At 72.9% G+C, this 21,999-nt stretch carries 26 protein-coding genes; 18 read left to right on the top strand and 8 right to left on the bottom strand.

Features of this window, described 5'->3' with window-relative positions; translation table 11 throughout:
- Positions 1-90: 90 nt before the first annotated feature.
- The 5 genes from ACH4KB_RS29575 to ACH4KB_RS29555 all read left to right on the top strand — a co-directional run bounded on the left by ACH4KB_RS29575 (position 91) and on the right by ACH4KB_RS29555 (position 2,893).
- Positions 91-780, top strand: coding sequence for a DUF2993 domain-containing protein (locus ACH4KB_RS29575; protein ID WP_398068898.1), 690 nt, complete (start codon positions 91-93; stop codon positions 778-780).
- A gap of 230 nt (positions 781-1,010) precedes the next feature.
- Positions 1,011-1,091: a putative leader peptide gene (locus tag ACH4KB_RS29570; RefSeq protein ID WP_350240574.1), complete on the top strand. Its 81-nt coding sequence runs from the start codon at positions 1,011-1,013 to the stop codon at positions 1,089-1,091.
- Positions 1,092-1,255: 164 nt separating this feature from the next.
- Positions 1,256-2,095 carry a sulfurtransferase gene (locus ACH4KB_RS29565; protein ID WP_018959851.1) on the top strand — a complete coding sequence of 280 codons (840 nt, stop codon included), beginning with the start codon at positions 1,256-1,258 and terminating at the stop codon, positions 2,093-2,095.
- A 72-nt stretch (positions 2,096-2,167) separates the two neighbouring features.
- A complete protein-coding gene (locus ACH4KB_RS29560) occupies positions 2,168-2,455 on the top strand; it encodes a DUF1416 domain-containing protein (RefSeq protein WP_003968135.1) in 288 nt (95 codons plus the stop codon).
- 180 nt (positions 2,456-2,635) lie between these two features.
- On the top strand, positions 2,636-2,893 hold the full coding sequence (locus ACH4KB_RS29555; protein ID WP_398068897.1) for a DUF3099 domain-containing protein: 258 nt from the start codon (positions 2,636-2,638) through the stop codon (positions 2,891-2,893).
- 69 nt (positions 2,894-2,962) lie between these two features.
- Here ACH4KB_RS29555 and ACH4KB_RS29550 read toward each other — a convergent pair whose 3' ends face one another.
- A complete protein-coding gene (locus ACH4KB_RS29550; RefSeq protein ID WP_012380275.1) occupies positions 2,963-3,325 on the bottom strand; it encodes a DsrE family protein in 363 nt (120 codons plus the stop codon).
- Between the two features lie 154 nt (positions 3,326-3,479).
- On the opposite strand from ACH4KB_RS29550, the gene ACH4KB_RS29545 reads away from it, so the two are divergent.
- From ACH4KB_RS29545 to ACH4KB_RS29520, 6 genes are all read left to right on the top strand, one after another.
- Positions 3,480-4,280, top strand: coding sequence for a hypothetical protein (locus ACH4KB_RS29545; protein WP_398068896.1), 801 nt, complete (start codon positions 3,480-3,482; stop codon positions 4,278-4,280).
- A 128-nt stretch (positions 4,281-4,408) separates the two neighbouring features.
- A complete protein-coding gene (locus ACH4KB_RS29540; protein WP_398068966.1) occupies positions 4,409-5,128 on the top strand; it encodes a hypothetical protein in 720 nt (239 codons plus the stop codon).
- Entirely contained in the window at positions 5,125-5,988 is an 864-nt protein-coding gene (locus ACH4KB_RS29535) for a hypothetical protein (protein WP_398068895.1), read from the top strand. Before ACH4KB_RS29540 ends, ACH4KB_RS29535 begins: the two co-directional genes overlap by 4 nt.
- Positions 5,989-6,267: 279 nt before the next feature.
- Positions 6,268-6,840 carry an FABP family protein gene (locus tag ACH4KB_RS29530; protein ID WP_047177390.1) on the top strand — a complete coding sequence of 191 codons (573 nt, stop codon included), beginning with the start codon at positions 6,268-6,270 and terminating at the stop codon, positions 6,838-6,840.
- Between the two features lie 58 nt (positions 6,841-6,898).
- Entirely contained in the window at positions 6,899-7,435 is a 537-nt protein-coding gene (locus ACH4KB_RS29525; RefSeq protein ID WP_398068894.1) for a Fur family transcriptional regulator, read from the top strand.
- A gap of 9 nt (positions 7,436-7,444) precedes the next feature.
- On the top strand, positions 7,445-8,410 hold the full coding sequence (locus ACH4KB_RS29520) for a YgfZ/GcvT domain-containing protein (RefSeq protein WP_398068893.1): 966 nt from the start codon (positions 7,445-7,447) through the stop codon (positions 8,408-8,410).
- A 56-nt stretch (positions 8,411-8,466) separates the two neighbouring features.
- Here the strand turns inward: ACH4KB_RS29520 and dtd are convergent, their stop codons facing one another.
- Positions 8,467-8,916: a D-aminoacyl-tRNA deacylase gene (gene dtd, locus ACH4KB_RS29515; protein ID WP_398068892.1), complete on the bottom strand. Its 450-nt coding sequence runs from the start codon at positions 8,914-8,916 to the stop codon at positions 8,467-8,469.
- Between the two features lie 115 nt (positions 8,917-9,031).
- Here dtd and ACH4KB_RS29510 point away from each other — a divergent pair, with 115 nt between their 5' ends.
- The 3 genes from ACH4KB_RS29510 to ACH4KB_RS29500 are packed head-to-tail and all read left to right on the top strand — an operon-like array spanning position 9,032 to position 12,010.
- Positions 9,032-9,688, top strand: a complete 657-nt coding sequence (locus ACH4KB_RS29510; protein WP_398068891.1) for an ABC transporter substrate-binding protein — start codon at positions 9,032-9,034, stop codon at positions 9,686-9,688.
- A gap of 51 nt (positions 9,689-9,739) precedes the next feature.
- Positions 9,740-10,732, top strand: a complete 993-nt coding sequence (locus ACH4KB_RS29505; protein ID WP_398068890.1) for an asparaginase — start codon at positions 9,740-9,742, stop codon at positions 10,730-10,732.
- 24 nt (positions 10,733-10,756) lie between these two features.
- A complete protein-coding gene (locus ACH4KB_RS29500) occupies positions 10,757-12,010 on the top strand; it encodes a GNAT family N-acetyltransferase (RefSeq protein WP_398068889.1) in 1,254 nt (417 codons plus the stop codon).
- Between the two features lie 94 nt (positions 12,011-12,104).
- Here the strand turns inward: ACH4KB_RS29500 and ACH4KB_RS29495 are convergent, their stop codons facing one another.
- Both ACH4KB_RS29495 and ACH4KB_RS29490 read right to left on the bottom strand, forming a co-directional pair.
- Positions 12,105-12,947 carry an ABC transporter permease gene (locus ACH4KB_RS29495; protein WP_398068888.1) on the bottom strand — a complete coding sequence of 281 codons (843 nt, stop codon included), beginning with the start codon at positions 12,945-12,947 and terminating at the stop codon, positions 12,105-12,107.
- Positions 12,940-14,001: an ATP-binding cassette domain-containing protein gene (locus ACH4KB_RS29490; RefSeq protein WP_398068887.1), complete on the bottom strand. Its 1,062-nt coding sequence runs from the start codon at positions 13,999-14,001 to the stop codon at positions 12,940-12,942. The genes ACH4KB_RS29495 and ACH4KB_RS29490 overlap by 8 nt, the downstream gene beginning before the upstream one ends.
- 177 nt (positions 14,002-14,178) lie before the next feature.
- Here ACH4KB_RS29490 and ACH4KB_RS29485 point away from each other — a divergent pair, with 177 nt between their 5' ends.
- Both ACH4KB_RS29485 and ACH4KB_RS29480 read left to right on the top strand, forming a co-directional pair.
- A complete protein-coding gene (locus ACH4KB_RS29485; protein WP_398068886.1) occupies positions 14,179-15,012 on the top strand; it encodes a TetR/AcrR family transcriptional regulator in 834 nt (277 codons plus the stop codon).
- A gap of 19 nt (positions 15,013-15,031) precedes the next feature.
- Positions 15,032-15,727: a TetR family transcriptional regulator gene (locus tag ACH4KB_RS29480; RefSeq protein ID WP_398068885.1), complete on the top strand. Its 696-nt coding sequence runs from the start codon at positions 15,032-15,034 to the stop codon at positions 15,725-15,727.
- Between the two features lie 155 nt (positions 15,728-15,882).
- On the opposite strand, the gene ACH4KB_RS29475 is transcribed toward ACH4KB_RS29480, so the two are convergent.
- The 4 genes from ACH4KB_RS29475 to ACH4KB_RS29460 all read right to left on the bottom strand — a co-directional run bounded on the left by ACH4KB_RS29475 (position 15,883) and on the right by ACH4KB_RS29460 (position 19,907).
- Positions 15,883-16,683: a phosphotransferase gene (locus ACH4KB_RS29475; protein WP_398068965.1), complete on the bottom strand. Its 801-nt coding sequence runs from the start codon at positions 16,681-16,683 to the stop codon at positions 15,883-15,885.
- The gene (locus tag ACH4KB_RS29470; protein ID WP_398068884.1) at positions 16,680-17,510 is read right to left on the bottom strand and encodes an HAD-IA family hydrolase; all 831 of its coding nucleotides are present in this window, start codon (positions 17,508-17,510) and stop codon (positions 16,680-16,682) included. Before ACH4KB_RS29470 ends, ACH4KB_RS29475 begins: the two co-directional genes overlap by 4 nt.
- A gap of 233 nt (positions 17,511-17,743) precedes the next feature.
- Complete coding sequence (locus ACH4KB_RS29465; RefSeq protein WP_398068964.1) at positions 17,744-18,748, bottom strand: peptidoglycan-binding protein; 1,005 nt, start codon at positions 18,746-18,748, stop codon at positions 17,744-17,746.
- Positions 18,749-18,971: 223 nt separating this feature from the next.
- Positions 18,972-19,907 (bottom strand): LysR family transcriptional regulator, encoded by a 936-nt coding sequence (locus ACH4KB_RS29460; protein ID WP_398068883.1) that lies wholly within the window; start codon positions 19,905-19,907, stop codon positions 18,972-18,974.
- Between the two features lie 267 nt (positions 19,908-20,174).
- Here ACH4KB_RS29460 and ACH4KB_RS29455 point away from each other — a divergent pair, with 267 nt between their 5' ends.
- Together ACH4KB_RS29455 and ACH4KB_RS29450 are read left to right on the top strand one after the other, a co-directional pair.
- Positions 20,175-21,068, top strand: a complete 894-nt coding sequence (locus ACH4KB_RS29455) for a reductase (RefSeq protein ID WP_398068882.1) — start codon at positions 20,175-20,177, stop codon at positions 21,066-21,068.
- Entirely contained in the window at positions 21,065-21,961 is an 897-nt protein-coding gene (locus ACH4KB_RS29450; RefSeq protein WP_398068881.1) for an aldo/keto reductase, read from the top strand. Before ACH4KB_RS29455 ends, ACH4KB_RS29450 begins: the two co-directional genes overlap by 4 nt.
- The last annotated feature ends 38 nt before the right edge of the window (positions 21,962-21,999 follow it).

The raw sequence follows: 21,999 nt of genomic DNA, 5'->3' as shown, positions 1-21,999 counted from the left end.
CGGTCGTCGATCATCCTGGGCGTCCCTCTCCTGCGGCAGTAGGGTCACGGGCGCCAGGGGGACCGATCGGCTGAGGTGGGGGAACGACACATGCGCGCACTGCGAATACTGCTGGTCCTGGTGGTAGTGGTCGGCGGCCTCTTCCTCGCCGTCGACCGTGCGGCTGTTCATTTCGCCGAGTCCGAGGCCGAGGACCGGATCACGATCAGCGGGGGCGGGCCCGCCACCACGGAGATCTCGATCAAGGGTTTCCCCTTCCTCACCCAGCTCGCCGCCTCGCGGCTCGACCGGGTCGACGTCGACCTCACCGGCATGGAGACCAGCGCCGCCGGCCGGGCGATACGGGTCAGCGAGGTCCGGGCCGAGCTGCGCGACGTGAAGCTCGGCTCCGGCTACCGCAGCGCCACGGCCGCCCGCGCCACCGGCACCGCGCTCGTCAGCTACGCGGACCTGACGGCGGCGGCCAGCGACGGCGTCGTGGTGGAGTACGGCGGCAACGGCAAGGCGAAGGTCACCGGCACCGTCGAGCTCCTCGGCCGGCCGATCTCGCGCAGCGTGCTGTCCACCGTGACCCGCGTCGACGGCCACACGATCAAGGTGCGCGCGGACGAGGTGCCGGGCGAGGGGCTGCCCGGCGTCGAGGAACTGGTCCGCAAGAAGACCGACTTCGAGGGCGACATCGACGGGCTTCCGCAGGGCCTGGAGCTCCGGGAGGTCAAGGTGACCGAGAAGGGCCTGGAGATCTCGGTGACCGGCTCGGACGTCTCCCTGACGGGCTGACCGACCGCCCCGCACTCCCCGACGGAGCCTCTCCCGCCCCCCGGACGGCTCGGCTGATCCGGATAGTGAGACGCCCGCGTCCGGTCCGCAGATACGGGGCAGGCTCGGGGGAGCCCCGCGCCGCATCCCCGGCCCGCACGCCTCTTCCGCGTCTCACATCACGGATGATCGTGTCTCATCATGCGACACGACGGTGACATCTCCGCCCGTACCTCCCTACGATCGGACCCATGAAGCGACAGGCGGATCTCACGAAGCGGCGGGCAGTAGACCTGTGCCGCGTCGCCGCCATGCTCTGTCGCACCTCCTGAGCGGGGCGTTCGCACCGTCCCGTCTCTCCCCGGCCCTTCGACCGTCGTCAGGGCCGGCCCCGTGCCCCGTACGCGCCGCGTTCCGTGCCCTCGCGCCTACACCCGCACCCAGCAACTCCGCATCTCGCACCACCCCGCCGCAGACTGCCCCGGAGGAGAACAACATGAGCCGCAGCGACGTCCTGGTAGACGCCGACTGGGTCGAGGCCCACATCGACGACCCGCAGGTCGCCATCGTCGAGGTGGACGAGGACACCTCGGCGTACGAGAAGAACCACATCAAGAACGCGATCCGGATCGACTGGACCAAGGACCTCCAGGACCCGGTCCGCAGGGACTTCGTCGACCAGGCCGGCTTCGAGAAGCTGCTCAGCGAGAAGGGCATCGGCAACGACACCCTGGTCGTCCTCTACGGCGGCAACAACAACTGGTTCGCCTCCTACGCCTACTGGTACTTCAAGCTCTACGGCCACGAGAACGTGAAGCTCCTCGACGGCGGCCGCAAGAAGTGGGAGCTCGACTCCCGCGACCTGACCGACGTCGTCCCGACGCGCCCGGCCACCCAGTACACGGCCAAGCCGCAGGACGAGTCGATCCGTGCGTACCGCGACGACGTCGTCAAGGCCATCGGCAGCCAGAACCTGGTCGACGTGCGTTCGCCCGACGAGTTCAGCGGCAAGCTGCTCGCCCCGGCCCACCTCCCGCAGGAGCAGTCGCAGCGCCCCGGCCACGTGCCGAGCGCCCGCAACATCCCGTGGTCGAAGAACGCCAACGACGACGGCACCTTCAAGTCGGACGACGAGCTCAAGGCGCTCTACGAGAACGAGCAGGTCGACCTGGCGAAGGACACCATCGCCTACTGCCGCATCGGTGAGCGCTCCGCGCTCACCTGGTTCGTGCTCCACGAGCTGCTCGGCCAGGAGAACGTCAAGAACTACGACGGTTCCTGGACCGAGTACGGCTCCCTCGTCGGCGTGCCGATCGAGCTCGGCCCCGCCAAGTAGTCCGCCGCCCCGTCCGACCGCCCGACCCGTCCGACCGACCGACCCGCACGACCCGACCAGAAGGACAGAACCATGTGTGGAGCACAGGCCGGTGGCCCCGACGCTTCGACGATCAAGCCCGGTGAGACCACCATCCAGGGCAGCGTGACCCGCGACGGCGAGCCCGTCACCGGCTACGTGCGGCTGCTGGACTCGACCGGCGAGTTCACCGCCGAGGTCCCGACCTCGGCGACCGGACAGTTCCGGTTCTACGCCGCCGAAGGCACCTGGACGCTCCGCGCCCTGGTTCCCGGCGGCAGCGCCGACCGCACGGTCGTCGCGCAGACCGGCGGGCTCTCCGAGGTCGCCATCGCCGTCTGATCCGCAGCGATCCGCAGCGATCCGCCGTACGCCGTTCCGTACGGCGTACGGCGCGAAGAACGGCCGGAGGGCCGCACCCCAGGGGGTTGGACGCCACCTGACGCGGGGTGCGGCCCTTCGTGCCGTCCGGGGGGCTCCGCCGGGTGGGCGGGCGGCCGGGGGGAGTCCTACGCTGGAGACATGTACGCCCGACGCAGGCGGAACTACGTCCTCATGATGGGCGGATGCGTCGCGCTCTTCGTGTCCGCCTGGGCCGTGGTGCGCCTGTGGTCCATGCCGGTCGCCGTCGGCATGTGCCTGGTCGCCATGGTGATCCCGCCCGTCGCCGCGATGGTCGCCAACCGGCGGGGCCCGGAGGACCGTTGGTGGGACGACCCGTCCGGCGACCCGGAGTCCGACGCGTGGTGGGACGAACTGGACGGGAGGAAACGCCACTGAGCCGCGCGAGGTCCTGCTGAGCCGGGGAGGCCCCCGCCTCGGCCGAGGAGCCCCCGCCCGGCCGTCCGATCAGTAGACGAGCGCCTGGGCGCCGTCCGCCATGGCCTCCTGCACGAAGACCTGCGCGCCCGCGATCCGCACGCCCTCCAGCACGTCCTTCTCGCCGATGTCGCGCCGGGCCGCGCACTGCGTGCACAGGGTGATCCGGCCGCCCGCCAGGATCGAGTCCAGCAGGTCCGGCAGCGGGGCCGCGTGCGGCAGTTCGAACTCGGCGGCCCGGCCCGGCAGGGCGAACCACGAGGACTCGCCGGTCAGCCAGAGCGAGACCTCCACACCGCTGGCGACGCCCACCGCCGCCACGGTGAAGGCCTGGGAGCAGCGCTCGGCGGCCTCGGGCCCGGCGGTCACCTTGATCACAAGCTTCTTCGGCATATGCCGAACTGTAATCGTCCAGGACGCAACCTCCTTGCTGACCCGGGGGTCACTTGTGCGCGCGGGTAAGGGAATCCGCGCTTCAGGTCTCTTGGGGGGACCCCTTTTGGAACCGAACGACACCATTCCTGCCGCGCCGGAAGGGTCCGCACCCGTGCCTCCGCCCGTGCCGCCCGTGCCGACGGAGCCGCCTGCCGCCGCCGATGCGCCGGTACGCCGCCGGCCGCGCGGACGTACGACGCTGATCATCGCGGCGGCGGCGCTGCTCGGGGTCTCGGGCGGAGCGGCCCTGGGCTACGGCATCCAGGCCGAGCGGGCACCCACGCCACTGGCCGCCCTGTCGCAGCCCGGCCTCGGCCACCCGGCGAAGCCGCTGTCCGCAGACCGGGCTCCGGCCCCGCTGCCCGTGGCCCAGGACCGGCGGGTCAGGACGGACGGAGACCTGCGCAAGCTGCTCGTCGACCGGCCCAAGGGCGCGAAGAAGACGATCACCGACGAGCTGGGCCTCGACGACGGCTGGCAGCCGCTCGATCAGTATGCCGAGACGAACTACAAGAACCCGCACTACATGTTCGAGGCGCTGACCGAGCAAGGACTGCGCCGGGTCGCCTCGGTCTCCTGGGAACAGGGGAAGTACCGGGAGACCGAGGTCCACCTGCTCCAGTTCCGGTCCGGCGACCTGCTCGGCGCGGCGGAGCACCTCGACAGCCAGTTGGAGTACATGCCGCGTGACGAGCGCGGCGCGGGCAACGAGGGAGATGCGATCAAGGGCAGCGGCGAGGGCCGCTACTTCCTCCACCCGGTCGAGCGGGAGACGGGATACCTCCCGGCGTACCGGGCCAGGGCCCTGGCCCGGCGCGGCGACATCGTGCTCGACATCCACATCTCCGACACCGTCCCGATCGGCAAGAAGGCCATCCGGACGCTGGCCGAGCGACAGCTGGAGCGGCTGTGAACGACGGCGAGACCCCTCCCTTGACCGATCCGCCCGGGCCTGCTGATCCGCCCGGGCCGCCCGGGGAGGCTGGACCGACCGTTGAAGCTGGGCCCACCGCCCCCACTCCCGCCCCCGCCCGCCGGGTGGTGCTGACCGCGCTGTCCGTCGTCCTGGTGCTCGGAGCGGTCGGCGGCGCGGCCGGGTACGTGAAGAACACCGTGGACACCGCGGACCGCACGGTCGCCACGACCGTCTGGGACGAGGACCACGCACCCACCGGCGAGGACCCGGCGGGCGAGCCGTCCCGGGGCCGCCACGACACCGAGCTGACCAAGCTCCTGCTCCCGGTGCCCGAGGGCTACCTCCTCGGCCCGGACATCGGCGAACTCGGCAACGACAGCGAGACGAGCGGCGCCAAGGCCGCCGCCGCGATGAAGGAGATGGGGCGCGGCCTGGCCGGGAAGGACCGCCGCGAGCTGGACAAGTCCATCGAGAAGCTCCGCATCCGGGGCATCGCGCAGCGCTCGTACGCCGCGGACTCCCATGACCTCGTCGTGAACATCCAGGTAGTGAAGATGCGGGACAGGCAGGCGGTCCGCGCGTCGTACCTGAACCGGAAGAAGCTGCTGGACTCCTTCGACTTCTTCCGCAAGGGACCGAAGGTGGACGGCCACAAGAGGGTGACCTGCTACCGGCTGCCCAAGGGCGACAAGAAGAGCCTCGACGGCGTCACCTGCATCGCGTACGAGGGAGCGGTCTCGGTGACCGTCGACGCGAACGGCAGCAAGCCGTTCAGCCCGTCCGAGGTCGGAGATCTGGTGAAGGACCAGCTTGACCACATCGCGTCCCCGGGGGAGTACGTATGAGCGAGCAGACGGTGACCCCTGGGACCACCACTGGGACGCCCGTGAGGCCCGAAACGCCGCCGCCCGTCCTTCCGCCCGAGGCGCCCGAGGCGGCGCCGAAGCCGCCCCGGCGGGTCCTGCGCGCCGTGGCCCGGTGGACCGCCGCCGCGCTGGCGTTCGGGGTGCTCGGCACCGGTACGGCCTTCGGCATAGCCTCCCTGGAGCGGACCGACGTCCCCGGGCTCGCCACCGAGGACGACGGCCGCTGGGACTACCCCAAGCTGGCCCTGCCCGCTCTCCCGGCCGGATCGCCCCGGCCGTTCGGGGCCGGCAACCCGGCCGAGATCCACCACGCCGACCTGCGCGACCTGCTGCTGCCGGCCCCCGCCGGAGCGGTGCCGGACAAGAAGCTGCCCGGCGGCTGGATCTCCACAAAGACGTTCCTGGACGCGTACCGGCAGCAGGACCGGCAGTCGGTGGCCCAGCTCCTGAAGGACGCCGCGCCGCGCCACATCGCGGCACGCGGCTGGGCCATGCCGGACGGCACGACGTCCCGGATCTACCTGGTGCGGTTCAACTCGACGGCGTTCGCGAGCCGCATGCTCGACGATCTGAACGTGGGCTCCTCGGCCGGTACGCCGTTGGACCGCACGGACACCACCGAGTTCGACGACACCTGGGGTTCGGACAACGACATCGAGAACCTCTCGTCGTTCGTCTTCGCCGAGCAGACGCCCTTCGGGGCCGAGCACGTCCGGCAGGCGTACACCCTGGCGGGGGACACGCTCGCCCTCGTCGTGCACGAGCGCGCCGGGAAGCGGGAGACGGACCGCGTTCCCTTCCAGCAGACGCTGATCCTCCAGAACCAGCTGCTCGCCTGAGGGCCGCCGCGGCTGCCCGCGGCCGACACCTGGACGAGAAGGCCGGGGCCCCACCCATTAGGCTGGGGCCCCGGCCCTGTCACCGCCGCCATCCGCTCGTCACGAGGAGCCCCCTGTGCTTGAGGCATTCTTCTCCGCCCTGCTGATCCTGGTCTGCGTGGGCGTCACCGCCTTCGCCGCGATCACCGTGAAGAAGCTGTACCAGGGCCAGCGCTGACCTTCGCCGTTCCCACGGTTCCCGCCCACCCCTCGCACCCTCACAGATCGTCTGAGCCGCTCATGATCGAGATTCCGTCCGACCTCCACCCGGACCTCGTCCCGCTGGCCTTCCTCCTCGGCAACTGGGCGGGCGCGGGCGTGTCCGACTTCCCCGGCGCCGAGAAGTGCAACTTCGGCCAGGAAGTCACCTTCAGCCACGACGGCCGTGACTTCCTGGAGTACGTCTCCCACACCTGGGTCCTGGACGACGAGGGCAAGCAGGTCCGGCCGCTGGAGACCGAGACCGGCTACTGGCGCATCGACAAGGACCGCAAGGTCGAGGTCGTCATGGCCCGCGACCAGGGCGTCATCGAGATCTGGTACGGCGAGCTGGCCGACCAGAAGCCGCAGATCGACCTGGTCACCGACGCGGTGGCCCGTACGGCGGCCTCCGGCCCGTACAGCGGCGGCAAGCGGCTCTACGGGTACGTCAAGAGCGACCTCATGTGGGTCGGCGAGAAGGCCACCCCCGAGGTCGAGCTGCGCCCGTACATGTCGGCGCACCTGAAGAAGGTCGTCACCCCCGAGGAGGTCGCCGAGATGGCGCGGAACCTCGAGGACATGCCCGACGACGGCATCGCGTTCTTCAAGTAGGGAGCCCGCCCGGAACCGGGGCTGCTGTCCGGTGCTCGCCCCGCCCTACACTGGGCGTGTGGTGAGCACCGACTGGAAGACCGATCTTCGGCAGCGCGGCTACCGGCTGACGCCCCAGCGTCAGCTCGTCCTGGAGGCGGTCGATGCCCTGGAGCACGCGACTCCGGACGACATCCTGTGCGAGGTGCGCAGGACCGCGTCCGGCGTGAACATCTCCACGGTGTACCGGACCCTGGAGCTCCTGGAGGAGCTCGGGCTGGTCAGCCACGCCCATCTGGGGCACGGCGCCCCGACGTACCACCTGGCCGACCGGCACCACCACATCCACCTGGTCTGCCGGGACTGCGCGGACGTCATCGAGGCGGATCTCTCCGTCGTCGCCGAGTTCACCGAGAAGCTGCGCGCCGATTTCGGCTTCGAGACGGACATGAAGCACTTCGCGATCTTCGGCCGCTGTGCGGACTGCGCGGCCACGAAAGCGGCGGCGGACGGGGCCGTGGACAGGGCCTCCGGCGGAACCTCCGGCAGGGCCTCCGGCGGGTCCGCCGACGCGGGTGCGAGCACGCCCGCGAAGGGCGCCTCCGCCAAGTCGTAGGCTGGGCGCATGAAGAGCCCCCTGCTGTCCCTGCCCGGTGCCGTTCCCGCCGAAGGCCGCGACGAAGGCGTCGCCGCGCACTACGGCGACCTGTTCCGCGAGCAACGCGCGCTGGCCGACGGCAACGGCTTCGTCGACCTCTCCCACCGGGGCGTCATCACCGTCACCGGCGACGACCGGCTGAGCTGGCTGCACCTGCTGATCACCCAGCACGTCAGCGACCTCGCCCCGCACCAGGCCACCGAGGCGCTCATCCTGTCCGCCAACGGGCACATCGAGCACGCGATGTATCTGGTCGACGACGGCACGACGGTGTGGATGCACGTCGAGCCGGACACCCAGGGCGAGCTGATCGCCTACCTGGAGTCGATGAAGTTCTTCTACCGGGTCGAGGTCGCCGACCGCACCGGCGACATCGCCGTCGTCCACCTCCCGGCCGGCTCCATCGCCGAAGTCCCGGACGGGGCGGCCGTACGGGAGACTCCTCAGGGCCGGGACCTGTTCCTGCCCCGCGCCGGCCTGGAGGCGTACGCCGCCGCCCACGGCCCCGCCGCCGGGATCCTGGCGTACGAGGCGCTGCGCGTGGAGGGCCACCGGCCGCGCGTCGGCTTCGAGACCGACCACCGCACCATCCCGCACGAGCTGGGCTGGATCGGCGGCGCCGTCCACCTCCAGAAGGGCTGCTACCGGGGCCAGGAGACCGTCGCCCGCGTCCACAACCTGGGGAAGCCGCCGCGCCGGCTCGTCTTCCTGCACCTGGACGGCAGCGAGGTGCACCTCCCCGGACACGGGACGCCGGTACGGCTGGCCGCCGAGGGCCAGGAGGGCCGCCAGCTCGGCTTCATCACCACCTCGGCCCGCCACCACGAGCTGGGCCCGATCGCCCTCGCCCTGGTCAAGCGGAACGTGGCCGTCGACGCGGAACTGCTCGCCGGCGACACGGCCGCCGCCCAGGAGACGGTCGTCGAGCCGTAGGCCCCCCGCTTACGGCTCAGGGGCTGTCCCGCCATACCTGGCGGACCGGACAGCCCCTACACCTCGATGATCACCGTGAACGGGCCGTGATTCGTGAGCGAGACCCGCATGTCCGCTCCGAACCGGCCCGTCTCCACCTGCGCCCCCAGCGCCCGCAGCCGCGCCACGACCTCGTCCACCAGGGGCTGGGCCACCTCGCCGGGCGCGGCGGCGTTCCAGGTGGGGCGGCGGCCCTTGCGGGCGTCCCCGTAGAGAGTGAACTGAGAAATCACCAGGAGGGGGGCGTTCACATCCGAACAGGACTTCTCGCCCTCCAGGACGCGCACCGACCAGAGCTTGCGGGCCAGCTGCGCCGCCTTCTCCGGGGTGTCGTCATGGGTGACCCCGACCAGCACACACAGGCCCTCACCGGCGATCTCCCCGACGATTCCGGGGGCCGAGGCGCCGTCCGTCGCACCGGCGACGGAGACGCTCGCGCCGTCCACTCTCTGTACCACTGCACGCATACAGACCAACCTATCTTGGGCTGAACGGGTACAGAACACCTGCGTCGGCACCGTGCGGAGTGGCACGATGCACGATGTCGGTGTGCCGACGCACCGGTCGAGGGGACGGAACAGCATGAGTACCTATGGAGCCGGACAATCTCCCGGTGCCGTACCGGGCGCGCGTCACCGCACCAGCACCCTGCGGTCACCCGTGCAGCGCAGTCTGCCGGGGCAGGGTCCCGTACCGCCACCCGCGACGCCCGCGGCAGCCGCCACCGTGCCCGAGCAGACCGGCGGCGACGCGGGCTTCGGCGGGCTGCGGCTGCCGGAGCTGCGGACGCTGCGCCGGGACGCCCAGCGCGACGAGGCCGATCTCAGTTACGTACGCCGGCTGGTACAGGGCCGGATCGACATCCTCCGCGCCGAGCTGGCCCGCCGCCGGGATCCGGCGGCCCCGGTGGAGGACGCGGCGGTGGTGAGCCGGCTCTCGGAGATCCTGACCGACACCCCGTCCCGGCACCGCACCTCCGCGCGGCACGTCACGCTGACGACGCCGCGCGGCGACGAGTTCCGGCAGCTGGCCGCCGAGAACCTCGCCGAGGTCGAACTGTCCGACCTGGAAGCCCGGACGGACGAGGAGCTGCACACGGCGATGGGGCGGCTCGTCCGCTACGAACAGCAGGTCTCCCGCCGCCGTCACGAGCTCCAGCGCACCGCCGACGATTGCGGCGCGGAGATCGCCCGCAGGTACCGTGACGGGGAAGCACAAGTAGACGACCTGCTCGCCTGAAGCGACCCTTCCGGGCGCGGGTCCCGCACCCCCGTCCCCGGAAGGCCACCCATGACGTCCACCGACGCCCCGTCCGCCATATCCTCCGCCCCGGTCCCGGCCCCCGCCCCGCCCGTCCTGGCCGAGGTCGTGCGCTCCGGGTTCACGGAGGGGCACCACCGGGGATCGCTGGTCCTGCTGGCCGCCGACGGCAGCGTGGAGCGGGCGATCGGGGACCCGGCGGCGCCGGTCTTCCCCCGGTCCTCCAACAAGCCGATGCAGGCCGCCGCGATCCTGCGGGCCGGCCTCGACCTCTCGGGCGAACGGCTGGCACTGGCCGCCGCGAGCCACTCCGGGGAGACCTTCCACCTCGACCTCGTACGGAAGATGCTCGCCGAGCACGGGCTGAGCACCGCCGACCTCCGGACCCCGCCGGACCTGCCGCTGGATCCGGTGGAGGCGGAGGCCTACCTCGCGAGCGGTCACGTGCGCGAGCGGCTCACGATGAACTGCTCCGGCAAGCACGCGGCCATGCTCGCCGTCTGCGTCCGCAACGGCTGGCCCACCGCCACCTACCTCGACCCCGCCCACCCGCTCCAGCAGCTCGTCGGCCAGGTCGTCGCCGAGGCGGCGGGCGAGCCGGTCGCGGCGCTCGGCACGGACGGCTGCGGGGCCCCGCTGATGGCGATCGGACTGACCGGCCTGGCCCGCGCCTTCCGGTCCTTCGTGCTGGCGGAGCCCGGGAGCGCCGAACGCCGGGTCGCGGACGCGATGCGCGCCCACCCGGAGTACGTCGCGGGCACCCGGCGTCCGGACACCTGGCTGATGCGCGAGGTGCCGGGGACGCTCTCCAAGATGGGCGCCGAGGCGGTCCAGGCGGTGGCGCTGGCCGACGGCAGGGCCCTCGCCTTCAAGATCGACGACGGGGGCGCCCGGGCGCTCGGCCCGGTGCTGGCCCGCGCCCTGGAGCTGCTGGGCGTGGACGCCCCGGTGGTCGCCAGGATCGGACGTTCGCCGCTGCTGGGCGGGGCGGCGGAGGTCGGGGAAATTCGCGCGACATTCTGAGGCGCGCGTGCCTAGCGTGGAGGGATGAGCCTCGATGTCCGCAACGTCACCGCGTCCGAGTTCCCCGAGTGGATGAGGGCGGTGGGCACCGGCTTCCTGACCGCCGGCAAGGAGCCGGGCGAGGAGCTCGTCGCTGACCGGCTCGCCGATGCAGACCTCTCCCGCGCGCAGGGCGTCTTCGACGCCGGGCGCTGCGTGGCGACGTTCCGCTCGTTCGCCCAGGACCTGACCGTCGTGGGCGGGGCCACCGTGGCGGCCGACGCGATCACCGCGGTCACGGTGACGCCCACGCACCGCCGGCGCGGGCTGCTCAGCCGGATGATGGCGACGGACCTGGCGGCGGCCAAGGAGCGCGGCGAGACGGTCGCCTCGCTGATCGCCGCCGAGTACCCGATCTACGGGCGGTACGGCTTCGGCCCCGCCGCCTGGAACGCCGTGTGGGAGGTCTCCGTGCACCGGGCCGGCCTCGACCCGCGCCGTTCCGGGCAGCCGGCGGGCGGCGGCCGGATCGAGATGGTGGACGGCACGGACGTCCGCAAGGTCGGCCCCGAGGTGCACGGAGCGCTCGCGGCCCGGCAGCCCGGGATCGTCACCCGCGGGGAGCGCTGGTGGCGGCGGCACACGGGGGTCGCACCCCGCCCGGACCACGAGAAGTGGACCGAGCCCTTCTACGTGGTGCACCGGGCCGCCGACGGCACGGTCGACGGCCTGCTGACGTACAGCACGGACGGCACGTGGGGCGACGCCATGCAGCCGCAGAACACCGCCTCCGTACACGACCTGATCGCGCTGAACCCGGCGGCCGAGCGGGCCTTGTGGCACTACGTCTGCTCGATCGACTGGATCACCACGGTCCGCTCGGGCAACCGGGCCCCCGACGACCTGCTTCCGCTGCTGCTGCCCGACCCGCGCGCGGCCCGGAAGGTCACGAACATCGACTGGCTGTGGCTGAGGCTGCTGGACGTGCCGCGCGCCCTGGAGGCCCGGACCTACGGCACCGAGGCGTCGCTCGTCCTGGAGGTCCGGGACGACGCGGGGCTGGCCGGGGGCCGCTTCCTGCTGGACGCCTCGACTGCCGGCGCCCGGTGCGCCCCGACCACCCGGAGCGCCGATCTGGCACTGGACGTGGCCGAGTTGGCGACGCTGTATCTGGGCGACGAGTCCGTGCGGCGGCTGGTGGACCTGGACCGGGCCGAGGAGCTGCGGGCGGGTGCGGCGACGACGGCGGACGCCGTGTTCCGTGCGGGCCGGCGGCCGTGGTGCCCGGACGTGTTCTGAGTCCTGTCCGCCGCCGGGACGGGGACCGGGCCCGGTACCGGCACCGGGCCCCGTCCCGGCGGCGGTGCCGGTGCCGTCGGCCCGGAGCCGGTGGTCAGCGGGTCCGGAGCCGGAACAGCGTCCCCGAGACGCCGATCGCCACGGCGAGCAGCCCGGCGGCCCAGGCGAGCGCGATCCAGGGGGTGTTGCCCACCTCCTGGCCGAGCAGCAGCCCGCGCAGGGACTCGATCGCCGGGGTGATCGGCTGGTGGTCGGCGAAGCCGTGCAGCCAGTCCGGCATGTTCTCGGTCGGGACGAACGCGCTGCTCGGGTAGGGCAGGAACGACATGAAGAACGTGAAGCCGCTCGCCGCCTCCGGGGTCCGGGCCAGCAGGCCGATCGCCGCCGAGATCCAGGACAGGGCCACGATGTAGGCCACCAGCACGACGCCCACCACGAGCCAGCCGCCCCAGGAGGCGGCGGGGCGGAACCCGATCAGCAGCGCGACGCCGAAGACCAGGGCGGTGGCGCAGAGGTTGCGGACGGCGCTCGCCGCCACGTGGCCGGCCAGTACCGGCATACCGCCCACGTCCAGGGAGCGGAACCGGTCGATGATGCCGCCCTTCATGTCCTCGCTGACGGCGGTGGCGGTGGTCGCGGCGCCGAACCCCGCCGACAGGAGCACGACGCCCGGGACGACGTACATGACGTACGAGTCGTAGCCCGTCCCCGTGTCGATGGCGCCGCCGAAGAAGTAGACGAAGATCAGCATCATCATGATCGGCAGGGCCAGGGACGTGATCAGCGCGTCGGTGTTGCGGCTGCTGATGCGCAGGGCGCGTGCGGCCATGACCGCGGTGTGGGTGAGCGGGCCGGTGCCGGGGGCGGGGCCGGGGCGCCGCGTGGCCCTGTCGGTGGGCCGGGCCGGGGTTCCGCGCCGGACGGCGGTGTCAGACACGGGTGGATGCCTCCGGGGTCGTGGGCGCGGTCGTGGGCGCCTTCGAGGTCAGGTCGAGGAAGACGTCGTCGAGGGTCGCGCTGTGCAGGCCGAAGCGTTCGATGGCGTGGCCCGTCGGGTCGATCTCGTCGAGCAGGGCGCGCACCTGGGCCGCCGAGCCGTCGGTGGGGAGACCGAGCGTCAGGGTCTCGGGGGAGTGGTGGACGGCCCGGCCGGCCAGCCGGAGGTAGGCCTCATTGCTGGTGAGGACCAGGTCGAGACGGTGGCCGCCGACGCGCGACTTGAGGTCGGCGGCGGTGCCCTCGGCGACGATCCGGCCTCGGTTCAGCAGGGCGATCCGGTCGGCGAGGCGGTCGGCCTCCTCCAGGTACTGGGTGGTGAGCAGGACGGTCGCCCCGCTCGCGGCCAGCTCCCGGACGACCTCCCAGAGTTCCTGGCGGCTGCGCGGGTCGAGGCCGGTGGTCGGCTCGTCCAGGAAGAACACCCCGGGCTCCGGTGAGCCGACGAGCCCGGCCGCCAGGTCGAGGCGGCGGCGCATGCCTCCGGAGTAGGCCCGGACGGGGCGGCGGGCCGCCGCGGTGAGGTCGAAGCGTTCCAGCAGCTCCCCGGCCCGGCGCCGGGCGTGGGCCCGGGACAGCCCGGTGAGCCGGGCCATCATCCGCAGGTTCTCCTCGCCGGTCTGGGTCTCGTCGACGGCGGCGAACTGGCCGGTGAGGCTGATCGACCCGCGCACCGCGCTCCGCTCGGCGACGACGTCGTACCCCGCGACGCGGGCGGAGCCGGAATCGGCCTCGGTCAGCGTCGCGAGGATCCGCACGGTGGTGGTCTTGCCGGCCCCGTTCGGCCCGAGGAGGGCGAAGACGGTGCCGAGCCCGACCTGGAGGTCGATGCCGTCGAGGACCCGGACGGCGGGTTTTCCGTAGGACTTGGTGAGGCCGTACGCCTCGATGGCGTGGGCGCCGGCGGCAGCGCTGTCGCTGTCGCTGCCGCTGTCGGTGTTGATATCGGTGTTGATATCGGTGTCGATATCGGTGGTTCCGGTCGGGCCGGTCATGGTCGAGCCCCCTTCTGCGTATGTCATACGCGTTATTGCGTAAGCATTACGCATCTCTAGGATGGGGTCAAGGCGCACGGGGGCGCAGAGCGCGACGGCGCCAGGACGGCGGCGTTGCCGGGACGGCGGATTGTCCGGGACGGCGGCGTGGCCGGGACGGCGGGCGAAGGGGATGCGGTGACGGAGAAGAACGGCTCGGGCGGCGGCGATCTGCCGGCCAGCCTGGAGGCGGCCTGGGGGCTGCGGGACCGCCCGGCCAAGGGGCCGAAGCCGGGCCTGAGCCTGGAGCGGATCGTGGCCGCGGCGGTGGCCGTCGCGGCGGCCGACGGGCTCGCTGCCGTGTCGATGGGCCGGGTCGCCCAGGAGCTCGGCGCGTCCACGATGTCCCTGTACCGGTACGTCTCCGCCAAGGACGAGCTGTACGTCCTGATGCAGGAGGCGGCCGTCGGCCCGCCGGAGCCCCTGTCGGCCCTGGAGGCCGACGCGGGCTGGCGGGCCGCGCTCACCGAGTGGGCGGCCGCGCAGCGCGAGCGGTACCACAGCCACCTCTGGGCCCTCCGGATCCCCATCGGCGGTCCGCCCGCGACCCCGAACTCGATCGCGTGGTGGGAGCAGGGGCTCCAGGCGCTGAGGGGCAGTGGTCTCCGCGAGGGGGACAAGACCTCGGTGGTCCTGCTGATCTCCAACTTCGTACGCAGCGAGGCGCTGATGATGGGCGACCTGGCGGCCGCCGTCACCGCGCGCGGGATCACCCCCGAGGAGCTGGCGGCCTCCCACGAACGCACCCTCAAGCGGCTCGTCGACCCCGAGCGGCACCCCGGGATCACCCGGCAGCTGGAGACCGGGGTCATGAGCGAGCCGGACGAGGCGGACTACGAGTTCACCTTCGGCATGGGCGTGCTGCTGGACGGGGTGGAGGCGCTGATCCGCAGGACGGCCGACGCCTCCGGCGCCGCTGGGGGCGTCGGCTCCTCCTCCGGCTCCTCCTCCGACGACGTCAAGTCCGCCTGAGGTCAGGGGCGTACGCTTCGTGGTCATGAACGGAGAGAAAGCCGGGGGCGAGTCCAGGAGCGCGGACGAGGTTCGGTCCCCGGGCCGGGCGCCGGAGCGCCCCCCGGCACCGGTCGGTCTGCGGGAGCGCAAGAAGCGGCTGACCTATCAGGCGGTCTCCGACGCGGCCATCACCATGTTCCTGGAGCGCGGCTTCGACAAGGTGTCCGTGGCGGAGGTGGCGGCCGCGGCGGACATCTCCAAGCCGACGCTCTTCCGGTACTTCCCCGCCAAGGAGGACCTGGTCCTGCACCGGTTCGCCGACCACGAGGACGAGTCCGCCCGGGTGGTCGCCGAACGGCCCCCCGGCGAGAGCCCGCTGGACGCCCTGCGCCGCCACTTCCTCGGCGGCCTCGACCGGCGGGACCCGGTGACCGGACTCTGTGACGTACCGGAAGTGCTGGCGTTCCTCCGCCTGTTGTACGGAACGCCGTCGTTGGTCGCCCGCATGTACGCCTACCAGGGCCGCTCCGAGGCGGCGCTCGCCCGCGCCCTCGGCGGCGGGCTGCCCGAACGGCTCGCGGCCGGGCAGATCATCGCCGTCCTGCGGCTCCTGGCCCTGGAGAACTGGCGCCGGATCGACGCGGGGGAGAGCGCGGACCGGGTCCACGCGTCCGCGGTACGGGCGGCCGAGCAGGCGTTCGTCCAGTTGCGGACGGGCCTGGAGCCGGAGTGAACCCGGGCCGGGGCGCTGACCCGCGGTCGCCCGGCTGAGGGTGGGGGTGAGGGGCGCGGGCCCGGTTCGCGGTGGTCAGTCGGTGAGCAGGGCTGCGGTCAGTGTGCGGCGGTGGTCAGTCGGCGAGCAGGGCCGCGGTCAGTGTGCGGCGGTGGTCAGTCGGTGAGCAGGGATGCGGTCAGGGTGCGGCGGTGTCCGGCCAGCCAGGTCTGGTGCCGGTCCCACGCCGCGCGCCCGCTCTCCGCGTACGCCGCCGCGTACGCCGCGTCCCCCCGCTCCACCCGCAGCTCGACGAACGCCCGGCACACCGCGGTGGCCTGCTCGATCACCCGGGGCAGGGCGGCCCGGTCCGCGCGCCCGAGTCCGTAACCGTCGGCCAGCACGCGCAGACGGTGCGACGGGTCGAGGCCGGCGCGGCCCCGCATCGGCGCCCAGTAGCGCGCCGCCATGGCCACGTCCCACACCGGGCGGCCGGGCGCGGCCAGGTCGAAGTCGATGAGCGCGGCGGCGCGGCCGTCCCGGAACACCACGTTCTCCAGGCACACGTCGTTGTGGCAGACCACCGCGCCGGGAGCCGTCGCCCCCTCCGGGTCCGCCAGGTCGCCGGGCCAGTCGGCCGCCCGGCCGGACGGAACGGCCGCCGCCGCGTCGTGCATGCGCCGGAGCAGCGCCCCCACGGAGCGCAGGGCCCCGTCCGTCCAGGCCCACGGCGGGTGCGGGGCGACGGCGACCTCGCCGGGGACGTACGAGAGCCGCTCGCGGCGTTCGGAGTCGGAGATCCCCAGCGGGACGGGTACGCCGTCGAACCCCTGCTCCCTCAGGGCCCGAAGGTGGGCGTGCAGGAGGGCGGCATGCGGTGGGGCGGGGCGTTCGACGGCATCGCCGTGACGGAGGACGGCTCCGGCGTTGGCCAGTCCGCCGGACAGCGCCTCCGGGTCCCGGTCCAGCGGGCTCAACACGCCCGCGCGGCGAGCTGCCGCGCCCTGTCGGCCGCCCCGTCCGCCGCCTCGGCGCTCCCCGCATCATCATTCTCGGCGCGAGGCCCCAACGCGCAAGGCCCCAACGCGCAAGGCCCCAACGCGCAAGGCCCCAACGCGCAAGGCCCCAACGCGCAAGGCCCCAACGCCCGTCGCAGGTCCGCCGGTTCGCGGTAGAGGACGCCGGTCATGCCGAGGGCGGCGGCCGCGTCGACGTTCTCCTGCCGGTCGTCCACGAACAGGCACCGGGCCGGCGGTACGCCCGCCCGCGCGGCAGCGATGCGGTAGATGGCCGGGTCGGGCTTGGCCACCTGCTCCACCGCGCTGCTCACGACCGCGTCGGCCAGGTCGGAAAGGCCCAACAGGGCTAGATCGGCGTCCAGTTGGAGAGTCGCGTTGGTGACGATCACCAGGGGGACGTGGGCCCTGGCCCGGCGCAGCAGCGCCACCACCTCCTCGTCGGCCCGGAACGGCGCGTCCGCGAGTGCCCGGCCCAGTGCGCGGGCCCGGTCCGCGCCCACCCGCTCCACGAGCCCGGCGGCGATGGCCGCCACCCAGGCGTCCGGGGTGATGCGGCCCAGGAGCAGCGGGAGGTCGACCTCGGGTGCGTAGGCGATGTCCGTCGTGGTGCCCTCCGGAAGTCCGGCGGCCCGCTCCAGGGCGGCGAGCGGGGCGGTGTCGTAGAAGCGGACGACGTTGTCGAGATCGCAGAGCACCGCGTCGAAGGCGCGCCCCGCGGGGACCGGAGGGGCGAGGGGAGGCGCTGCCGGAGTGCCGTCGTCGCCGGGGGTGTATCGGGAACTCATCCTGGTACTGGACTCCTGCCGTGGCGTTCGGCGTGGTGCGCCGGGTGCGGAGGGACGTGGTCGACCATAAACGGCCGCCGGACCGTTCATGGCCGATCACTGCCGCCCTTGGCCGTGTCCGCAAAGTCTCGTCCGGCCCGCCCAAAGGGTGGACGACGCTACTTCGCGGACACTCCCTCACGGGCGGCCCGCAGGACATCACGCGTCACCGTGTGTCCCACACTCGGCGGCGGTCAACCGGTCAGCGCCCGCCAGGTCACCGGGCCCGCCTCGCCGTCGGCCACCAGGCGGTTGCCGCTCTGGTAGGCGCGTACGGCGCTCGTGGTGACGGAACCGAACCCGCCGTCGACCGCCAGTCGGGCACCGCGTCTGTTCAGCGCGGTCTGCAGGGCCCGGACGTGGGACCCGCTCGCCCCCTGCCGCAGCGTGTACACGAGTACGGGCCAGGTGGCCGGTCCGACCTGGCCGTCGGCCGCCAGCCCCTTGGAGCGCTGGAACCGCTTGACCGCCTCGACGGACAAGGGGCCGTAACTCCCGTCGGCGGCCAGCCCGTGGCCGCGTTGGTTCATCAGGTGCTGGATCACCACGACCGTGGCGCCGCGCGCGCCCGGGTCGATCCTCGACCAGCCGCCGGACAGGTCCACGCCCCGGGCGGCCAGGAAGGTGACCGGGTTCACCGTGGCGCCGAGGCGTCCCGAGTGGGTCTCGAAGTGCAGATGGGGTCCGGTCACGTTGCCGGTGGCCCCCATGTCGGCGATGCGCTGTCCGGCCGAGACCTTGGCGTTGAGCGCGACGCGGTAGGCGCTGAGGTGACCGTAGTACGTGTACTGGTTGTTGCCGTGCGCGATCACCAGGGCGTTACCGGTCCGGCCCGGCAGCCCCCCTCCCCACGACCGGCGGACGACCGTGCCTCCGGCCGCCGCGTGGACGGCGGTGCCCGTGGAGTTGCTGACGTCCTGGCCGGCGTGGGACGCGCCGCCCCGGGGCGCGCCGTAGTGGCCCCCGGCCGGGAACCGGCCCAGGGCGGGATTGGCCCACGCCCCGTCCTTCGCCGCCGCCGCGGCCGTTGCTGTGGAGGCCCCGGCCGTGAGGTTCACGGCGAGCGCGCCCAGCCCCAGGCCCGCCAGCAGCCGCCGACGGGACAGGCCGTGGTCCGGGCGCTCCCTGTCCGCCGGTGTTTCCGCCGCCGCTTTCGCCGGTGTTTCCGCCGGTGTGGTGGTGGCACAGGATCGGCACATCATGTCTCCCTCGAAGCGGGTCGAGCGCGCGGGACGTCAGGGCGCGTGGGTGTGTGCGTGTGTGGGTGCGTGGGCTCGTGGGTGTCCGGGGCAGCGGCATCAGTGGGTACGAGGATCTACCCGCATGGACGATAGGGCCGGGCGGCTGCCCGGTCAGGGGCCCACGGGCCTATTGGGGGGCCCAACACGCGTATGAGCGGGCGGAGTTCCGTACCGGTTCCGTCTACCGCTCAGTCCCCGGCGGCTCCTGCGCCCGGCCGGCGATTCGGGACGCCAGCTCCTCGGCGAGGCGGGCGGCGGGCCCGCGACGGCGGCGGGAGAGGGCCAGACCCAGGTAGCGGCGCGGGCTCGGCCCGGCCAGCGGGAGGGCGACCAGGTCCGGATGCCGGGTCAGGCCGATCTCAGGGATCAGCGCGATGCCGACGCCGGCGCGGACGAGCGACTGGGCGAAGTCGTAATCCGTCGCCGTGCACGAGATGCGCAGCTCGACTCCGGCCAGCTCGGCGTGGCCGGCGAGCTGGGCGGCCGACTTCCGGCAGCCCAGAATCCATCGCTGATCGGCGAGTTCGGCCAGGTGCGGTGGGTCCGGACGTTCCAGGTACCGCGCCGCGGCGGGGTGGTCGCGCGGCAGAACGACCCGCAGCGGGTCCACCCCGAGGGGCGTCCAGTCGAGGCCGGACCGGTCACCGGCCCGGGCGGGCGGCGGACCGTCGAAGTGGTAGGCGAGGGCGAGATCGGCCCGTCCCTCGCGGACGCCGGGCAGGCTCTCCTCCGGCTCGGCCTCCAGGATCGTCAGCTCCACCTCCGGGTGTTCGGCGACGAACCCGGAGAGTGCGGCGGGCAGCAGCCGACGACCGCCACTGGCGAACGTGGCGACGGTGAGGGCGGTCCGCTCGGCGGCCAGCTTGTCGATGCGCCGCTGGGTGTCGGACAGTTCGGCCGCGATCGAGTCCGCCGCCTCCACCAGCAGGCGGCCCGCCTCCGTCAGCGTGACACCCCGGGTGGAACGTTCGACCGCGGGCGCGCCGAGGCCACGCTCCAGCGCGGCGATCTGCTGCGAGACGGCCGAGGGCGTGCAGTGCAGTGCGAGGGCCGCCTGGTTGAAGCTGCCGCGACGGGCCACCTCGCGCAGGACGGCCAGCCGCTGGACGTCAATCAACAGGTCTCCTTATGACGTGGTGCGTCGATCGACACTACCGCCGTTGACCGGAGCTGAGCAGACTGCATGCCGAAGACACTGAAGGACCCAGAAATCCGCAAGCAGGGCCGAGGAAGACGCAAGCAGGTCCACGAAGACACCAGCAGGCCCAGGAAGACACCAGCAGGCCCAGGAAGACACCGGGCGGGACGGCGTGCGGGCCTCCACAGGGCGGCGCGGGACTCCCCAGGCCGATGTACGGGAACGGGAACGGGAAGGGGACGCGGCATGGACGTATGCGTGATCGGGGGCAGCCGCCACTTCGGACGGCGGCTGATCGGAGAACTGCGGGACTCGGGGGCGGCGGTGACCGTGGTGAACCGTGGAACGACGCCCGCACCGCCCGGCGTGACCCATCTGCTCGCCGACCGCGACGACGAGGCGGCGCTGCGTACGGCGCTCGGCGGCCGTCGCTTCGACGTCGTGGTCGACCAGGTCTGTTACTCGCCGCTCCAGGCGGCCGTCGCCGCCCGGGTCTTCGCCGGGCGCACCCGGCGCTACGTGCTGACCTCCACGGTCGAGGTCTACGCCGAACTGGGCCGGCCGGGCGGACCGGCGGTCCCGGAGAATTCCGTCGTCCCCTCGGACGTGCTGTTCGACCTGGAGCTTCCATGGGCGGACGAGCGGTTCCTGGCGGACCACTACGGCGAGGGCAAACGCCAGGCCGAGGCGCTGCTCACGCGGGAGGCGCCGTTCGACGTCGTCCCGGTCCGCACCGCGCACGTCCTCGGCGGCGCCGACTTCACCGGGCGGCTCGCGCACTACGTGGAGCGGATCGGGCAGGGGCTGCCGGTGGTGGTCCATCCCGCGCCGCAGCCCGCGTCCTTCGTCCACGAGCCGGAGATCGCCCGCTTCCTCGCATGGGCCGCGGCGGCGGATTTCACCGGGCCCGTCAACGCGGCGTCCCACGGGCCGCTGGACGCACGGGAGTTGTGCGCGGCGATCGGCGGTGTGATCGCTGCCGTGCCGAGACTGGCCGAGGGGCCGCACGAGCTCCTCTCGCCGTTCTCCTTCGACCGCTGCTATGCCATGGACACCGGCCGGGCGTCCCGTCTCGGCTTCGGTTTCTCGTCGGTCGCCGACTGGCTGCCGCGCGTGGTCGAGGAGGCCCGAGGACGATGACCACCGCGCGGATTCCCACCGTGGACCGGACTGTCGGCGGCGTGGCGGTGGGGCCCATCGGCCTCGGCGCGATGCCGCTCTCCGTCGAAGGGCGCCCGAGCGAGGAGCAGGCCCTCGCCACGATCCACGCCGCACTCGACGCCGGCGTACGGCTGATCGACACTGCCGACTGCTACCAGTGGTACGCCGGTGAACTCGGCCACAACGAACGGCTGATCGCCCGTGCTCTGGCCGCCTACGGCAGCGGCTCGGAGGAGGTTCTGGTGGCGACCAAGGGCGGCCGGGGCCGACCCGGCGACGGGTCGTGGACGGTGGACGGCGACCCGCACCGCCTGCGGCGCGCGGCCGAGGCCTCGGCGCTCCGGCTCGGCGTGGAGGCCATCGGTCTCTACCAGCTGCACAAGCCGGACCCGGCCGTGCCCTTCGCCGAGTCGGTCGGCGCGCTCCGGGACCTGGCCGACGCGGGCACGATCCGGGCAGCCGGCCTCTCCAACGTGGACGGTGAGCAGATCCGTACGGCGCACGAGATCCTCGGCGCCCGCCTGGTCTCGGTGCAGAACCGCTTCTCTCCGGCGCACCGGTCCACCCGGGACACGCTCGACCTGTGTACGGAAATCGGCCTGGCCTTCCTGCCCTGGAGCCCGCTCGGGGGAATCTCGACCAGCGCCGTCGACGACCCGGGAACCGGCGAGCCCGCTCCGGACACCCCCTTCCACGACCTGGCCCGCGAGCGCGGCGTCAGCCCCCAGCAGATCACCTTAGCCTGGCAGTTGGCGCAGTCGCCGATCCTGATCCCCATCCCGGGCGCCCGACGGCCGGCCTCCGTCCGCGACTCCGTGGCGGCGGCCGGGCTCACGCTGTCGGCGGCGGAGGTGGCGGGACTCCACCTGTGAAGCCGCCGACAGCGTGCGGGGTGGTCAGCCTGCCGGGT

It is taken from the genome of Streptomyces sp. NPDC017520 (assembly GCF_044329855.1).
GTDB lineage: Bacteria > Actinomycetota > Actinomycetes > Streptomycetales > Streptomycetaceae > Streptomyces.
The sequence above is the reverse complement of the archived record's forward strand: the minus strand, read 5'-3'. Positions and strand labels throughout refer to the sequence as shown.

Coding starts and splice junctions, on each gene's coding strand:
- ACH4KB_RS29575 (WP_398068898.1), top strand. CDS start 91: ATGCGCGCACTGCGAATACTGCTGGTCCTGGTGGTAGTGGTCGGCGGC.
- ACH4KB_RS29570 (WP_350240574.1), top strand. CDS start 1,011: ATGAAGCGACAGGCGGATCTCACGAAGCGGCGGGCAGTAGACCTGTGC.
- ACH4KB_RS29565 (WP_018959851.1), top strand. CDS start 1,256: ATGAGCCGCAGCGACGTCCTGGTAGACGCCGACTGGGTCGAGGCCCAC.
- ACH4KB_RS29560 (WP_003968135.1), top strand. CDS start 2,168: ATGTGTGGAGCACAGGCCGGTGGCCCCGACGCTTCGACGATCAAGCCC.
- ACH4KB_RS29555 (WP_398068897.1), top strand. CDS start 2,636: ATGTACGCCCGACGCAGGCGGAACTACGTCCTCATGATGGGCGGATGC.
- ACH4KB_RS29550 (WP_012380275.1), bottom strand. CDS start 3,325: ATGCCGAAGAAGCTTGTGATCAAGGTGACCGCCGGGCCCGAGGCCGCC.
- ACH4KB_RS29535 (WP_398068895.1), top strand. CDS start 5,125: ATGAGCGAGCAGACGGTGACCCCTGGGACCACCACTGGGACGCCCGTG.
- ACH4KB_RS29530 (WP_047177390.1), top strand. CDS start 6,268: ATGATCGAGATTCCGTCCGACCTCCACCCGGACCTCGTCCCGCTGGCC.
- ACH4KB_RS29520 (WP_398068893.1), top strand. CDS start 7,445: ATGAAGAGCCCCCTGCTGTCCCTGCCCGGTGCCGTTCCCGCCGAAGGC.
- dtd (WP_398068892.1), bottom strand. CDS start 8,916: ATGCGTGCAGTGGTACAGAGAGTGGACGGCGCGAGCGTCTCCGTCGCC.
- ACH4KB_RS29510 (WP_398068891.1), top strand. CDS start 9,032: ATGAGTACCTATGGAGCCGGACAATCTCCCGGTGCCGTACCGGGCGCG.
- ACH4KB_RS29505 (WP_398068890.1), top strand. CDS start 9,740: ATGACGTCCACCGACGCCCCGTCCGCCATATCCTCCGCCCCGGTCCCG.
- ACH4KB_RS29500 (WP_398068889.1), top strand. CDS start 10,757: ATGAGCCTCGATGTCCGCAACGTCACCGCGTCCGAGTTCCCCGAGTGG.
- ACH4KB_RS29490 (WP_398068887.1), bottom strand. CDS start 14,001: ATGACCGGCCCGACCGGAACCACCGATATCGACACCGATATCAACACC.
- ACH4KB_RS29470 (WP_398068884.1), bottom strand. CDS start 17,510: ATGAGTTCCCGATACACCCCCGGCGACGACGGCACTCCGGCAGCGCCT.
- ACH4KB_RS29465 (WP_398068964.1), bottom strand. CDS start 18,748: ATGTGCCGATCCTGTGCCACCACCACACCGGCGGAAACACCGGCGAAA.
- ACH4KB_RS29455 (WP_398068882.1), top strand. CDS start 20,175: ATGGACGTATGCGTGATCGGGGGCAGCCGCCACTTCGGACGGCGGCTG.
- ACH4KB_RS29450 (WP_398068881.1), top strand. CDS start 21,065: ATGACCACCGCGCGGATTCCCACCGTGGACCGGACTGTCGGCGGCGTG.